Origin of the sequence: Acinetobacter vivianii (assembly GCF_014635885.1) — a bacterium.
GTDB lineage: Bacteria > Pseudomonadota > Gammaproteobacteria > Pseudomonadales > Moraxellaceae > Acinetobacter > Acinetobacter vivianii.
The window spans coordinates 147373-163301 of the sequence record NZ_BMDR01000008.1 but is presented as its reverse complement, the minus strand read 5'-3'; the positions used below and the strand labels follow the sequence as shown (position 1 = coordinate 163301).

At 43.7% G+C, this 15929-nt stretch carries 11 protein-coding genes; 4 read left to right on the top strand and 7 right to left on the bottom strand.

Annotated elements, in window-relative coordinates; genetic code table 11:
• Positions 1-460: 460 nt before the first annotated feature.
• From IEV36_RS15855 to IEV36_RS15845, 3 genes are all read right to left on the bottom strand, one after another.
• Positions 461-2437 carry a glycine betaine transporter gene (locus IEV36_RS15855; RefSeq protein ID WP_005255644.1) on the bottom strand — a complete coding sequence of 659 codons (1977 nt, stop codon included), beginning with the start codon at positions 2435-2437 and terminating at the stop codon, positions 461-463.
• Between the two features lie 232 nt (positions 2438-2669).
• Entirely contained in the window at positions 2670-3893 is a 1224-nt protein-coding gene (locus IEV36_RS15850; RefSeq protein WP_005255645.1) for a CaiB/BaiF CoA transferase family protein, read from the bottom strand.
• A 135-nt stretch (positions 3894-4028) separates the two neighbouring features.
• Positions 4029-5237 (bottom strand): acyl-CoA dehydrogenase, encoded by a 1209-nt coding sequence (locus tag IEV36_RS15845; RefSeq protein WP_005255647.1) that lies wholly within the window; start codon positions 5235-5237, stop codon positions 4029-4031.
• A 228-nt stretch (positions 5238-5465) separates the two neighbouring features.
• On the opposite strand from IEV36_RS15845, the gene IEV36_RS15840 reads away from it, so the two are divergent.
• Positions 5466-6422, top strand: a complete 957-nt coding sequence (locus tag IEV36_RS15840) for a LysR family transcriptional regulator (RefSeq protein ID WP_005255649.1) — start codon at positions 5466-5468, stop codon at positions 6420-6422.
• Here the strand turns inward: IEV36_RS15840 and IEV36_RS15835 are convergent.
• Both IEV36_RS15835 and IEV36_RS15830 read right to left on the bottom strand, forming a co-directional pair.
• Positions 6416-7099: an ion channel gene (locus tag IEV36_RS15835; protein ID WP_004773200.1), complete on the bottom strand. Its 684-nt coding sequence runs from the start codon at positions 7097-7099 to the stop codon at positions 6416-6418. The genes IEV36_RS15840 and IEV36_RS15835 overlap by 7 nt on opposite strands.
• Positions 7100-7145: 46 nt before the next feature.
• Positions 7146-7742 carry a TetR/AcrR family transcriptional regulator gene (locus IEV36_RS15830; RefSeq protein ID WP_005255651.1) on the bottom strand — a complete coding sequence of 199 codons (597 nt, stop codon included), beginning with the start codon at positions 7740-7742 and terminating at the stop codon, positions 7146-7148.
• 85 nt (positions 7743-7827) lie between these two features.
• On the opposite strand from IEV36_RS15830, the gene IEV36_RS15825 reads away from it, so the two are divergent.
• Positions 7828-9036 carry an oxygenase MpaB family protein gene (locus IEV36_RS15825; RefSeq protein ID WP_005255657.1) on the top strand — a complete coding sequence of 403 codons (1209 nt, stop codon included), beginning with the start codon at positions 7828-7830 and terminating at the stop codon, positions 9034-9036.
• A gap of 49 nt (positions 9037-9085) precedes the next feature.
• Here IEV36_RS15825 and IEV36_RS15820 read toward each other — a convergent pair whose 3' ends face one another.
• Together IEV36_RS15820 and IEV36_RS15815 are read right to left on the bottom strand one after the other, a co-directional pair.
• Positions 9086-10801 (bottom strand): cation acetate symporter, encoded by a 1716-nt coding sequence (locus tag IEV36_RS15820; RefSeq protein ID WP_032810733.1) that lies wholly within the window; start codon positions 10799-10801, stop codon positions 9086-9088.
• Between the two features lies 1 nt (position 10802).
• Complete coding sequence (locus tag IEV36_RS15815) at positions 10803-11135, bottom strand: DUF485 domain-containing protein (protein ID WP_004773206.1); 333 nt, start codon at positions 11133-11135, stop codon at positions 10803-10805.
• A gap of 184 nt (positions 11136-11319) precedes the next feature.
• On the opposite strand from IEV36_RS15815, the gene IEV36_RS15810 reads away from it, so the two are divergent.
• Positions 11320-14814: a hybrid sensor histidine kinase/response regulator gene (locus IEV36_RS15810; protein WP_171067961.1), complete on the top strand. Its 3495-nt coding sequence runs from the start codon at positions 11320-11322 to the stop codon at positions 14812-14814.
• Between the two features lie 315 nt (positions 14815-15129).
• Positions 15130-15891 carry a hypothetical protein gene (locus tag IEV36_RS15805; protein WP_005255659.1) on the top strand — a complete coding sequence of 254 codons (762 nt, stop codon included), beginning with the start codon at positions 15130-15132 and terminating at the stop codon, positions 15889-15891.
• Positions 15892-15929 lie beyond the last annotated feature (38 nt).

Genomic DNA, 15929 nt, shown 5'->3' with positions numbered 1-15929 from the left:
CTTATCAACCAACCCAAGAATCCAACCTATTTAGCCAAATCCTTGTTTCTCAACAAGTTTTTATCTGCATCACCGCCGATGGATGTGCATTCTACAGCATTTCAGGTCACACGCAAGCACTTTTGAAAATTAAATTATTCGGTTGTTTTATTTTTAAACTTTAACTTATCTAATCCACTGATTTATATAATTTTAAATTTATCAGTTATCTTAAAAGATAATTTAAAGACACAAAAACACGCATAACCAATTATTATTTAATGATTTTTAATTAAAATCGTTTTAATTAACATCAAAAATTTCTTAAAGTTGATCATTTCTTTAGCAGATTCATTTTATTTTTTATTTATAAAAGCGCTTTCAGCTAAAAATTAGCTTTAAAAAAGATGCTCCAAAAAGAAAACAACAGTTTTGAAATGCTCAAAACCGTTGTTTCTATTGTTTCAGTACGAATCTTTGATTAAGAATTTGTACCTCGTACAACATTCAAGAAGTAAAGATGACGTTCATACTGATCAATAATGTCCTGAATTAAATCCTCTTGGGTCCAATCCATGACATCGTAGTTCTGACCACCTTCTCTCAAGAATACTTCTGCCTGGTAATATTGAGCTTCGTCAGCGTCACCTTGCCCAAGCATAAAACTTGGCGGTACGGTCTCATGGGCATATACCGTATAGATGAAGTTAATCTCATGATGATGATCGACACGCAATTGCAAGCCTTGTTCAGTATTTTGAATATTCACTTCAAGATGACGGCGTTTAAATTCTTTCTGAATACTTTCAAATGCTTTTCTCACCTGAGTATCAATATAGTTTCTTACCTCAGCTTCAGTATGCGGGTAATGCATAATCAGACCTAAACGTTGCTGCCAACTACGAGGATTATGAATTGCCCGTGGTGTAATACGCGCTTCCTGAATAGCTTGCATTTTGGTCACATCGATTTTTAAGGCCTTCAATAAACCCCAACTCATCAATAACATCACTAAAGTAAACGGCAAGGCACTCATAATGATTGACGCTTGCAACGCAGCGAGACCACCCACCAGAAGTAGAATAATTGCCAAAGCCGCCATCAATACCGTCCAGAACAGTCTTTGCCAAGCCGGCGAGTTTTCTGTTTTAGCGGTCAGATAGTCCGTCACTAATGCACCAGAGTCGGCAGAGGTCACAAAGAACAGCATCACCAGTACTGTTGCCAGTAAACTCATCACACCCGAAAACGGTAAATGATTCAGGAATTCAAATAAGGCAACTGAAGAATCATTTTGTACAGCTTGAATCAGGGTGACATTGTGTTCTTGCAAAATACTGAACAGTGCGGCATTCCCCAAGAAGCCCATCCAGATGATAGTAAAGCCCGTTGGAATCAGTAATACACCGACGATAAACTCACGGATGGTTCGACCACGTGAAACCCGTGCAATAAACATCCCGACAAATGGCGACCAAGAAATCCACCATGCCCAATACATGATCGTCCAGCCGCCAATCCAGCCATTCGGTTGGTAGGCATATAAGTTAAACGTCATGCTAAACAGGTTGGAAATATAAGAACCTGTGTTTTGAATGGTTGTTTGCAATAAGTAGATACTTGGCCCTGCAATAAAGACAAAGGCCAACAGCACTAAAGCCAAGATCAGATTCAGTTCAGAAAGACGCTTCACGCCTTTATCCAGTCCTAAGAACACAGATAAAGATGCCAAGGCACTGACAAAGATAATCAGAACAACCTGAACATTGCTACTTTGCTCGATACCAAAGAGATAATGTAAACCCGAGTTAATCTGGGTAACACCAAAACCTAAAGAGGTCGCAACACCAAATACCGTACCAATGGTGGCAAAAATATCGATACTATCGCCCAAAGGACCATAAATCTTTTTACCAATAATTGGATATAAAGCGGAACGAGTTTTTAACGGAAGATTATGACGATAGGCAAAGTAAGCAAGCGCTAACCCGACAACTGCATAAATTGCCCAGGCATGTAAGCCCCAATGGAAAAAGGTGATGCGTAAGGCTTGCTGCGCTGACTCTACACTTTCAGGATCACCGCTCGGTGGACTGATATAGTGCATGACGGGCTCCGCCACGCCAAAGAACATCAGACCGATCCCCATCCCAGCAGTAAATAGCATGGCAAACCATGAGCCATTGCTATATTCAGGCTGACTGTGATCAGGTCCTAATTTGATTTTTCCGCTGGCGGAACAGGCAATATAAATCAGTAGAATCAAAAAGACGGCGACTGATAAAACATAAAACCAGCTAAATGAATCGGTGATCCATTGTTTAAGCTGCTGTGTAAGAAGTTCAAAGGAACTTGGTGCAACAATGACGATTGCGAGAAAAATCGCAATAATGATCACCGTGCTTAAAAACACGTTTGGATTCACATTCGCAAACAGCGAAGATGGCTTGGAAGGCATAATTCCCCCACGTTATTCTAATGATAATGGACAGGCCATAACAGCCAAAATAAGACATTCACAACGTGAATAAAAGCGAGTTCATGTAATGTAAAACTCGTGCTCTAGTATAAAAAATATCAAGAATAACGCAGTTGTAATGCTGTAACAGGATATAAAATAAAACAGTAAGATTTTGATTTTATATAGATAAAGCTAAAATTTCAGCAATCTAAACGACACAGGGCATTCTCTACAAATGCCCAATCACCCCTTGCTCAGTCAACGCTACCAAGACCTCTGCTGAACAAGATTTTGCTAAAACCTGTTGGGTATGCTCTCCCAAACGGGGCGGTGCAAGACGATATTCCACAGGTGTCTCAGACAACTTCAATGGCGACGCAATCATTTTAAATTGCCGATATTGTGGATGTGGAATCGACACTACCATTTCCCGTGCTTGTACTTGCGGTTCTTGCAAGGCCTCATCCACATTATTGATCATACCTACAGGTACTTTAACGGCATGAATCCGCTCTACCCAGTATTGTGCAGATTGCGTGAGAAAATGCTGATCCATTAAAGTGGTCAATTCCCCACGATGCGCAATCCGATCCTGATTGAATCGAAACTTGGGATGCGCTGCCCATTCAGCTTGACCGATGGCCTGACACAAGGATTTAAACTGGGCATCATTTCCGCACGCAATAATAAAGTCCTTATCTTTTGCCTTAAAGGTTTGATAAGGCACAATATTGGCATGGGCATTCCCCCAACGTTTCGGTGCCTGACCTGTGATCAAATAGTTCATGCCATGATTGGCTAAGCCTGCGACCTGCACATCGAGTAAGGACAAATCAATATGCTGTCCTTTGCCTGTTGTTTGACGCGCCCAAAGCGCTGCCTGAATCGCAATGGTGGCATACAACCCTGTTTGTAAATCTGTGACTGCAACGCCAACTTTTTGTGGGCCTCCCCCTGCCAGATCATCCTTTTCACCAGTAATGCTCATCAATCCCGCCATGCCCTGAATCACAAAATCATAACCAGGTTCAGATGCACGCGGCCCTGTTTGCCCAAAGCCCGTAATGGAGCAATAGACCAATCTCGGATTGATTTCACTCAGACTGGCATAGTCCAGCCCGTATTTGCGTAATGAACCGACTTTATAATTTTCAATCAGCACATCACTGTCCTTGACCATTTCTCTGAGCAAGGCTTGGCCTTCTTTTGAAGCAATATCAATGGCGACCGAGTATTTATTCCGATTGGCAGACTGATAATACCCCGCTTCGCGTGTAGGTTGTCCTGCATCATCTTTCATCCACGGTGGTCCCCACATACGGGTATCATCACCTGTGTGAGGACGTTCAATCTTGATCACTTCAGCGCCTAAATCGGCCAGAATCTGACTACACCACGGTCCTGCCAACACTCGGCTAAGATCCAGTACACGTAAACCTGTTAATGCACCCATCCTGTTCCTTCCTTATGATTATTGTGGATCGTATTGACGACCCTGCTTCACAGCCTTGGTCGATATTTTTTAGGCATGAATGTGCCTCAAGACACGTCCGAAAACGTGTCTTTACGTTTAATAAGTGATGAATTTTTAGTTAGAAAATGCAGCGATGCCTGTTTGTGCACGCCCAAGAATCAAGGCATGTACATCATGAGTCCCTTCATAGGTATTCACCACTTCCAGATTGACCAGATGACGTGCCACACCAAATTCATCACTGATGCCATTACCGCCCATCATGTCACGTGCCAATCGAGCAATTTCCAGCGCTTTACCACAGTTATTGCGTTTGATCAGCGACGTGCCTTCGACTGAAGCAATGCCTGCATCTTTCATTTGACCAAAACGCAAAGCGACTTGTAGGCCTAGAGCAATTTCAGTTTGCATATCCGCTAGCTTTTTCTGAATCAGCTGATTGGCTGCCAACGGACGACCGAACTGTTTACGATCCATGGTGTATTGATGTGCGGTATGCCAACAGAATTCAGCAGCACCCATTGCACCCCATGCAATACCATAACGGGCACTGTTCAGACAGGTAAACGGCCCTTTCAGACCACGCACCTCAGGAAATGCATTTTCTTCTGGTACAAACACTTGATCCATCACGATTTCACCGGTAATCGATGCACGTAGTCCGACCTTGCCATGAATGGCAGGTGCAGACAGCCCTTCCCAGCCTTTTTCCAGAATGAAGCCGCGAATCTCTCCGACATTGCCTGCTTCAGTGACTTCTTTGGCCCAAACCATAAATACATCTGCAATTGGACTGTTGGTAATCCACATTTTACTGCCACTGAGACGATAGCCGCCTGCAACTTTTTTGGCACGGCATAGCATGCTGCCCGGATCAGAACCGTGGTCAGGCTCAGTCAATCCAAAACAGCCAATGTACTCGCCTGACGCCAATTTAGGCAGGTATTTCTGTTTTTGTGCCTCTGTACCAAATTCATCAATTGGCACCATCACCAACGAACTTTGCACACTAGCCATAGAGCGATAGCCAGAATCTACGCGTTCAATCTCGCGTGCAATCAAACCATAACTGACATAGTTCAATCCTGCTCCACCGTACTGCTCTGAAATAGTTGGGCCTAATAAACCTAGCTCACCCATTTCCCGAAAAATACTTGGATCTGTTTTTTCATGGCGGAATTGTTCCAGTACGCGTGGCATGAGTTTGTCTTGACAATAGGCCTGAGCGCTATCCCGAATCATGCGTTCTTCTGGGCTGAGTTGCTGTTCGAGTAAAAATGGATCTTGCCAGTTAAAAGAGACACGCTTTCCTTGATTTGCCATGACTTTTATCTTCCTTTTAAGCAATCTGAATATCAGTGATGTACTTGATGCTAGGCCAGATTAAAGCTTCAGGCAAACGATGTTTTTTCATACAGCTATGCGTTTTATGCATAGCTCAATTGAAACAGACTCCATTATTCTGTTAAAAATACAGCAGAGAATAATGTACAACGCTTAAATTCTCCCAACCTCATGGTTTTTTTTTGCAGGTAACACAAGGACGCTGTTATGCGACGTATGATTCCTTCACTCCAGTCATTGATTTGCTTTGAAGCCGCTGCCAAACATAAGACCTATACCCATGCGGCACAGGAACTCAGCATGACCCAAAGTGCGGTTTCCAGACAGATTCAGCAACTGGAAGAGTTTCTTAATCTGCCCTTGTTTCATCGGGTACGACATGGGGTGGAACTGACGATTGCGGGGGAACAATATCTCAAAAATATCAAGACACATTTGCTCGGACTGGAACACAGCACGCTCGACCTAATGTCACATCAAGGTTTAGGTGGCACGCTCAAACTCGGGGTGGTGCCGACCTTTGCAACGCGCTGGCTGCTACCACGCCTACATCGTTTTAATGAAAACTATCCCAAAATTACCATCCACCTTGAAACCAGCACCAAGCCCTTTTTATTCAGTGAACAGATTTTTGATGCTGCCATCTATGCAGGTACGCCCGCTCAAGTTGAAAATTGGCCCGGAACAACTGCACATTTTTTGATGCAAGAAGAAGTGGTTGCTGTTTGCTCGCCAACGCTGATCAAAAAGTTCTTCCCTGATCTGATTCAAAACGAGCCACCCTCGGCGCTGGATCTGACTGCGTCACAACTCTCACAACTGCCCTTATTACAACAGACCACTCGCCCTGCAATCTGGAAAGAATGGTTCGACAGTCTGGGCTATAACGCACCCTATGCGATGGAAGGTCAGCGCCATGAGCTGTTTTCCATGCTGGCCGTTGCCGCTACTCACCATCTTGGCTTGGCCCTGATTCCACAAATGCTGATTGAAAAAGAACTGAATCGAGGCGAATTGATCATCGTGTCATTGCACAAACTCAGCGGTTCGCGTTGCTATTATTTTGTTTATGCTGAACAGCCGCATAACCCGATTATGTTGAAATTCATCGAATGGCTGGAACAGGAAACGGCAACCCGCTCCATCTCAACATCGGATTACTGATTTTTGGGTAAATGCGCAATATATTGCAATGCAATCAAACGGGATACCACCACGGCGAGGTACATCACCCCACCAAACATTTGTAACATTGCCAGGACTCTGGCGGCTGGGCTCATCGGCATCAAGTCAGATAAACCTGTTGCCGATTGCAGACTAAAACTTAAGAACAGCAGATCCAGCCAACTTTGTAAGGCTTGTGGCTGATTGGGATTCAGGAAACTGTTCGGCAAAAGTAGCTGACAAATACTGTATAAAAAAGCAAAGGCCCAAGCGATTAGGGTAAATACAGCACCTGCTGCAAATAGCTCATCTTTGGTCAGATAACGGTCGGCAAACATATAACGCAACAAGCCATAAGCTGCATAGAAATAGGCCAAAGCCTCAAAACTATAGGCCATAATTTGAATGGTCGGTGTGGCATAACCAATAAAGAGCATAATCGAAAATAGGAAGGCACCACTGACAAAAACCAAGCCCCAAAAGGTAAATACAGGTGTTTGTCGAATCACCTTAGCAATAATCAGAAGCGCCAAAACGCCCATTGACCAAGTTAAGGCACGATATTCACTATCACCATAGGTCAGCATATACAGAACCAATAAAGCCAGTTGAACCAGCAACAACCATGCAGATGGCAATAAACGAAATGTACTCCAGAATTGTTTTAAGCTTTGCATGTGGTTTTCCTGAATCTTGTTATGGTTTTCATTTTTGTTGAGTGCATCATACTGTATCTAAAAAAGAAACGATCATTTTTGACAGTTCTTGTTGCAGGCGTTGTTCTTCAATGAGAAAAGTATTTTTACTGGCATAACGCATCATGGTAAATAAGGTACTGTTAATAATCACAAAAGACTTATGTTTTAAGGTCTCAAAATCCCAGTGTGGATAATAACGCCCAAATAAATACATGCCGACTTCTAAAAAGTGCTGCTCTAAAACTTGTGCCGCTTCCGAATCACTATAAGCATGCCAGTTTTTTAAAATTTCGATAAAAAAACCTTGATCAGACTTTAGCGATTCAAAGCCAAAGGCAATACTTAATGTGATGATGTCCTGAATAGAAGTTTGCTGTTGTAGCATCACCAGTTGCTTTACCGCCTGTCCCAAATTTTCACTTTTACGTAGCAATAATTCCGCAATGATTTGCTCTTTATTTTCAAAATACTGATAAATCGATCCGACACTCACCCCTGATTTTTCAGAGATTTTAGGCGTGGTCACCTGCAAAACCCCATATTCAGAAATACATTTCTGTGCCCCTTCCAAAATGCTTTCAACGATCATTTTGGCGCGTTGCTGCTGCGGTCGTTTTCTCATGCTCAGCCTCAATTGAAATGCGAATTGAATGCGAATAATTATTCATATTAAGCTTTAATTAAATAACAATCAGGGACTTTATGCAATGCAAAGCATCGTTAAACCTAAACGCTTGGCGGCGTTTGAAGACATGATTCAGCGCAATATCAAAACCAAGATTCTCAGCTATATGACCCGACAGGAAGTTCAACCGAGTTATCAGGACTATCTTGACTTGAACACGGCCCTGCAAAGTGGTGATGAACCGATGGATCAGGTGCTGCTTTGGGTGCTACAAAATCCTAAACTGCATCGTAAATACTTTGAAACGGCACTATATGAAGGTTTAGATAAATTACCGCATGAAATTCCTGAACTCACGACTTTCTTCCAACTGGTGGAACGGAAACCTGATTGGTATGAGCAAGCCAAAGTAGATGAAGCACTCAAATTTACTTATCGTTTAGGCGTTAATAATGGACTCATCCTACGGGATTTATCCTTAATGACCGGCTATATGTATCCAGGATTTAACCAGCCTCTGATCCTGACTGGTGCATTAAAGAAACAGGCAGGAACTCGTCTCGCTGAAACCACTAAATGGTGGGTCGATATCACCGAAGCAGATGGTTTTGCACGTTTTAGTAAAGGCTTTACATCCACCATTTTTGTGCGATTCATTCATGCCTTAGTCCGTCATCAACTGCAAAAATCAGAAAAATGGGATGCTGAGACTTGGGGTCTACCGATCAACCAATATGATCAGGCCATGACCAATATTGCCTTTAGTGGTGTGGTACTGATTGGTATCCGTGCTTTGGGGATTTTTCCGAGCAAGCAGGAAATCGATAGCTTTTTACATTTCTGGAAATATGCGGGCTGGTTAATGGGTGTTGAGGAAAAATGGCTGGTCGATCATGAGGCAGAAGGCTGGAAACTGATTTACTGGATGCAATTTGCCCATCCGCAATCCGATGCCAGTAGTATCTCACTCGGCTCAAGTCTTTCCAAAGAGCCATTCGAACGCAAATATCGCTATTTAAGGACCTTTCAACAAAAGCTGGCATATAAACAGCATTTAGAAATTACCCAGTTCTTTATTGGTCGCAAGAAAATGCAGAAGTTAGGTTTAGCTCCACAATCAGCAGCTTGGTTTGCTTATTATCTGATTGGTCGAAATTTAGCGCTGTATACCAGTGCCAAACATATTCCAAAATTAAACCGTTTTCTTGAACAAAATGGGCGTCATTTGCAACGCATTGGCTTGTCGCTCTATCGCAATCAGTCACAGCAACTGGCGAGCATGCATCAATAAGCCGTAAAAAAGCCCTCAATCAATGAGGGCTTTTTTTAGCTCAAGCGAATTAGTGATCTGACGCACCAGAAGCACCGATACCAGTCATTGAGCGAACAAACTGAGCATCAAAGGCTTTACGCTCTTTCTCTGCACGTGCTGACTTGTCAGTGACAGAGAAGAACCAACAGCAGAAGAATGAAAGTGGCATTGCAAATAATGCTGGGCCATTGAATGGGTTTGGCGCAGTTTCAGAAATCGCCAAGGTATCTACCCAAACCGCTTTAGATAGAATGATCAGGCTCACCGCACCAACTAAACCTACGACCCCACCAATCACTGCACCACGCGTTGTTAAGCCTTTCCAGAACATTGATAACACGAGTACTGGGAAGTTTGCACAACATGCTACCGAGAATGCCAAGCCAACCATAAAGGCAACGTTTTGTTTCTCGAACAAGATACCCAAAATCATGGCGAAGATCGCTAAACCTAAAGTTGCGATTTTTGACATTTTCAATTCAGATTCAGGTGTTGTTTTGCCTTTCTTGAATACGTTGGCATAAAGGTCATGTGAAATTGCAGATGCACCTGACAGCGTTAAACCTGCAACCACCGCAAGGATTGTTGCGAATGCGACCGCTGAAATGAAGCCCATGAACAAGTCACCGCCCACAGCATCACTCAAGTGAACTGCCGCCATGTTGTTACCGCCCACCAACTCTAATTTGCCTGTCACTGCTGCTTTCGCAAGATCAAGGAATTGCGGGTTGTTTGCAACAAACAGGATTGCACCGAAACCGATAATGAAGGTTAAAAGATAGAAGTAACCAATAAAGCCCGTTGCCACCACAACTGATTTACGTGCTTCTTTGGCATCTTTCACCGTGAAGAAACGCATCAAGATATGCGGTAAACCAGCAGTACCAAACATCAAGGCAAGACCAAGTGAAAGCGCATCAATCGGGTTAGCCGTTAATGAACCTGGCCCCATGATTTTAGCGGCTTCATCCCAGCTCATGCTGTGCGCCTGGCTATACACCTCAATCGCTTGATTGAACATATTGGTGAAGCTAAAACCAACTGCTTTCATTACCATAAATGCCATGAAAGTCGCGCCACTGAGCAACATCACTGCTTTAATGATTTGCACCCACGTGGTTGCCAACATGCCACCGAAGATCACATACGCCATCATCAAGAGGCCCACGATCACAACTGCGATGTTGTAGTTCAAACCGAATAATAATTTGATGAGCTGACCTGCACCGACCATCTGTGCAATCAGGTAGAACGCCACGACAACCAGTGAACTAAATGCTGCCAAGGTACGTACTGGCTTTTCTTCCAGACGGAACGACACTACATCGGATAAGTTATATTTACCCAGATTACGTAAACGCTCTGCCACAAGGAACAAAACGATTGGCCAACCGACCATGAAACCGAGTGAATAAAGCAAGCCATCAAAGCCCGAACTGAACACCAATGCAGAAATACCCAAGAACGATGCGGCTGACATATAGTCACCGGCAATCGCCAAACCATTTTGGAAACCACTAATCCCGCCACCAGCGGTATAGAAATCTTGTGCAGACTGGGTTTGCTTCGCTGCCCATTTGGTAATGAACAATGTAAAACCGACAAAGATCGTAAACATAATGATCGCATGCCAGTTGGTCGCTTGCTGTTCAGCTGTACCTAAATCTGGACTGGCGAATGCAATACTTGTGCAGCAAAAGCTGAGCAGTGTGAACAGTATCGCTTTGAATGATGTCCCTTTCATCTCAGTGCATCCCTTTTTCATGTGCAATGGCCTCAACTTCCTTGAGGGCTTCTTCATTCAACTGGTCAAGCTTATTATTGGCAATGTAGGAATACACCCCACATAAAATAAATGACAACACAATAATGCCTAAACCGAGGGGAATACCCCAAGTGGTTACACCACCGCTAAATGAACTTGCTAAAAATTCTTTGTTATAGCCAACCAAAAGCATAAATCCAACGTAGATAAACAGCATAATTGCTGTTAATGTCCAACTTAATGTACGCTTTTTGCTGACCATTTCTTGAAACTTTGGATTATGTAGAATTCGATCTACCTGAGAATCATCCATAATCAACTCCTTATTTTTGTGTCCAACCGTGGACCCCTTTTTACGTGGGATTTTTCATTATCCAACTTAACAAGATTATGATTGACTCGTAACTTAGACTTTGGTCTCTAAATGCAAATCTCTACTCCTTGCTATACCCGCGCTTCGGGTATGATAAAAAATGGAATTTGATCACGTGAGCAATATGAACAGTTGGCTTATTCTTGGGGTATTGGCCCTGTACATTGTGCTGTTATTCGGCTGTGCTTTTTTTGGTGAAAAGCACGCCAGCCGTTTAAGTACGCGTGGTCGGATGCTGCTGTTCAGCTTAACTTTGGGCGTATATTGTTCTTCATGGACCTTTTATGGCGCAACAGGCGCCGCGGTTCGCCAAGGCGTGATCTTTCTGCCGATTTATCTTGGGCCATTGCTATTTATCTGGTTTGGTTATGACATCTGGAAGCGCTTAGGCCGCATCCGTCAGCACCATGCTATTTCGTCAATTGCCGATTTTGTGGCTGCCCGCTACGGCAAAAGCGGAAGTCTGGCAGCACTGGTCACGATTCTTGCCGTCATTGCGATTGTGCCCTATCTGGCTTTGCAACTTCGCGCTATTGCACTTAGCGCTTCGGTGATTCTGGAGCAGAACGCACATATCCATACCACCACCAATAGTGTTCTGGTGCTTACGGCTGTACTGGCGATTTTAGCCATGATTTTTGGGACACGGCATATTGCGCATACCGAACAGCACGGCGGTTTAATGCTGGCTGTTGCCTTTGAGTCCTTTGTTAAGCTCTTTGCCCTGCTCTGTGTGGCAGCATTTTTCTTATTACAATCACCTGACAATATCAAACAGGTCAGTACTGATGTTCATCAGCATTTTCATGACCTGCAACAACTCGGTGTTCCTGAAACATTCTGGGTGCAAACGTTACTGGCTGGTCTAGCCATGATCTGCCTACCACGTCAGTTTCATGTGGCGGTGGTGGAATTACGGGATGAAAAACATATTCGTGGGGCGCGTCGCTGGTTCGCTGCCTATCTGATTCTGACCGTGATTGCGATTATTCCAATTGCCAGTTGGGCGCTGCATTCTTTACCCGAATCGCTGGGGACACCAGACATTGCCGTACTGGCCTTACCGATGAGCTATCAGCAGGATTGGTTAGCACTTTTGGCTTTTCTGGGAGGCTTTTCAGCTTCGACTGGCATGCTTTTGGTTGCCTCTGTGGCATTGTCAATTATGCTCAGTAATGACCTGATCATGCCTGCCCTGTGGCGTTTTAAAATTATTTCCCGTCATGATCAGCATTTGCCTCGGGTACTCAAACTCACCCGCCGCATTAGTATCATTAGCGTAATGTTACTGGGCTTTTTGTTTTTCCATTTCTTTAATGATATCAACCAACTCTCTGTTTTTGGCTTACTGGCTTTTAGTGCGGTCGCACAATTTTCTCCTGCCTTGATTGGTGGCTTATACTGGCGTGGTGCAAGTCGTCAGGGTGTCTACGTCGGCCTGTTAATAGGCTTTGCTATGTGGAGCTACACCTTACTGTTCCCGACCGTACTGCGTAGCCTGCCTGATCATTATCAAGATTTTGCACAACATATTTTATTATTTGGCCCTTTTAATATTAATGGCTTACGTCCCGAAGCCTTACTCGGGTTTGAATCGTTTGCCCCGCTCACCCATGGTGTGTTGTGGTCTTTAGGTTTGAACGTGGTGCTTTATATTTGGGTATCGCGCCTCTACCGTCCAAGTGTGGCCGAACAAATTCAGGCGGAAAGCTTCTTCTACTATGAAAGCAAACCGTTACCATCCGCCCAGTCCAACACTGACCTGACAGATCTACATCTGAATGCTGCACGACTTAAAGTCGGTGATTTACTGGCATTAGCCAAGCGTGTCACAGGTGATAAACCAACGCTACAAGCTTTCCAGCAATTTTGTGAACAAAATCATGTGGTTTTAAATGAAAATCATGTGGCGAATGGCATGTGGTGGCGCTTTACCGAGCAGTACCTGGCGGGGATTATTGGAGCTGCATCTGCTCGTACGCTATTAACCACTGCCATGATTAATAATGGTCTGGCACTGGGTCAAGTCGCCAATATTCTTGACCAAGCCTCGCAATGGCAGCGTTTTAACCAAAATTTATTGATGACCATGATCGATCACATGACACAAGGGGTCAGTGTGGTGGATAAAAATATGTGTCTGGTGGCGTGGAACAATCAATACCTGAAACTATTTGATTATCCAAAAGATCTGGTTTATGTCGGCTGTCCAATTGCAGACTTGATTCGCTATAACGCGGAACGTGGTGAATGTGGGCCGGGCCCAGTTGAAGAACATGTGCGTAAACGACTGCACTGGATGAAAGTCGGCAGTGCGCATGAGTTCGAGCGGATTCGTAAAGATGGTCTCGTTATTCAAATGCGCGGCAACCCCATTGAAGGCGGTGGCTTCGTCACCACTTTTGCCGATATTACGGCATTCCGTGAAAATGAAGCCGTACTGGAAGAACGTGTCAGTGACCGAACCCAGCAGCTTGCGAATGCGTTGACCGAACAGCAATTGGCGCTGGAACAAGCCGATAAAGCCAATCAATCGAAAAGCCGTTTCTTGGCCGCAGCCAGTCATGATTTACTTCAACCGATGCATGCAGCACGTTTATTTAGTACCGCTTTAGAACAAAGTGTCCATTCCGCAGAAGATCAGCAGACCTTACAACAGCTGGATCGGGCACTTTACGGCGCAGAAAGTATGCTCTCTGCCCTACTTGATATTGCCCGTTTAGAAGGCGGTACCATTCAACCCAAACGCCAAGCCTATTCATTGCATGATTTATTGAACGACCTAGAATTACAGTTCAAATCCATTGCGGCCCAGCGCGATATTCAACTCTCCGTCCACGATACCAAGTTTTGGGTAGATACCGATCCTCAATGGATGCGACGAATTATTCAGAACTTTGTCAGCAATGCTTTACGTTATACAGCGCAAGGACGTGTGGTGGTTGGTGTGTTGCGTTCCGCACAGCGAGCAAACCATATTCGTATTGGTGTTTGGGATACAGGGCCAGGGATTAATGAACAACAGCGCCTTAAACTGTTCCAAGAATTTGAGCGTTGTGGGCATACTTCACCTTGGGGAGAACAAGGTCTTGGACTGGGACTTGCAATTGTACAACGAATGACCAGCCTGCTGGATTTCCCCGTACATGTTTATTCTGAACTGGGTAAAGGCTCCTGCTTCATGATCGAAGTCCCTTTAGTGGAAGCACCTAAAATTCAAACGGCGACACCGCATGTGACAGCATTACAGCATACGGCCTATAAAGTTCTATGTCTGGATAATGATGAAACCATTCTGGAAGGCATGCGAACACTGTTGAGCAAATGGGGCTATCAGATCTTCACTGCAACAGAACCTGAAGAGGCATTACGACTTATTGAGCAGGAAGAGATTCAGGTCTGGCTGATTGATCAGCATTTGAATCATGATCAACGTGGTTTGGACTTTATTGAACAATATCGTCCTGCACATATTCCAGTAGCATTGATCACAGCAGATTCTGATCCAGAACTGCCTCAATATTTAAAACAGCAGAATATTGTATTGCTGAAAAAGCCGCTTAAACCTGCTGGCTTACGTGCGTGGTTATCTGGTTTAAAAATCATGCCTATGCAATAAATGACAAAATATTTTGCAATATAGGCAAAAATCATCAAAAAGCAGCATTTTGACCGATGATAAATTGACCAAAGTGCTCAAATGATAATTGGCTATGGCAAAAACGTTCACTTACATTAGTGAACGTTTGTACACTTACTTACAATTAATTAAGTTATTGTTTTTATTTTGTAATTTTACCCTAAAAAACCATCCTACAACTTTAGTCGTATTCTACTTGCTTTCTTGATACCGCATAAATTGATCAAATTAATGGAAACCTATGGCTCATCGTGTTGGGTTTCTAGAAACAGACTGTCGAAAAGGACATTGATCATGAATAATAGTCACCCCACAACAGACCATACGTCACAACAGTTTTATCGCCAATACAGCGCGAATGCCTTATTACCGCAATTAGAGTGGCAACAGATTTTTGCGCATAGCAAACTCGAAGAGACACATTTACATGCACTAGATACCCTCTATCAGGCGGCAGTTCCACTAGCGTTGAATGTATTCCATGAACTGAATTTTGATGTATTTGCTCCCGCAGCCTACCATCCACAAGGTTTGGGATTATTTGAAAAGCTGGCACAGCAAGAGCAGAAATTTTTAGATGCACTTGAAGCAGAATCTGCTCATCTCGGCCATGAAACACGCCATCAAATTTGGAGCATGCTGTTACGCGGCGGTGCAGTTCTGGTCTTTAAAGCATGGTTAAGTCATGTCAAAGGCGATGAAAACCAACTGGACAAAAGCCAGTTTGATGAACTTTCCGACTTATTGTTTATCAAAACGCGTCCTGAACAATTGGCGCAGCTTTTAAAAGTCGATAGCAATGCACCGTTCACACATATTTTCCTGATGCATGATAATGATGTCTTCCTCGATCATTTTAATAGTCTGGAAACAGCTGCTTTATTTGTTGATTTAGGCGTTTATGATGCAGCATTTTTAAGCCTGCGTGATGACCGCGTGGCGGAATATCTCAAGAGTAAGGGTTACGTCACTCAAGAACAAATTGATGATTTGCAATGTGCATTAAATCCATTGTATTGCGATAGCCTGATGCCAAAACAGGATTGTCTGGCTTAGAGCTAAAGTAAAACAAGGTGGACTGATCCACCTTGTTT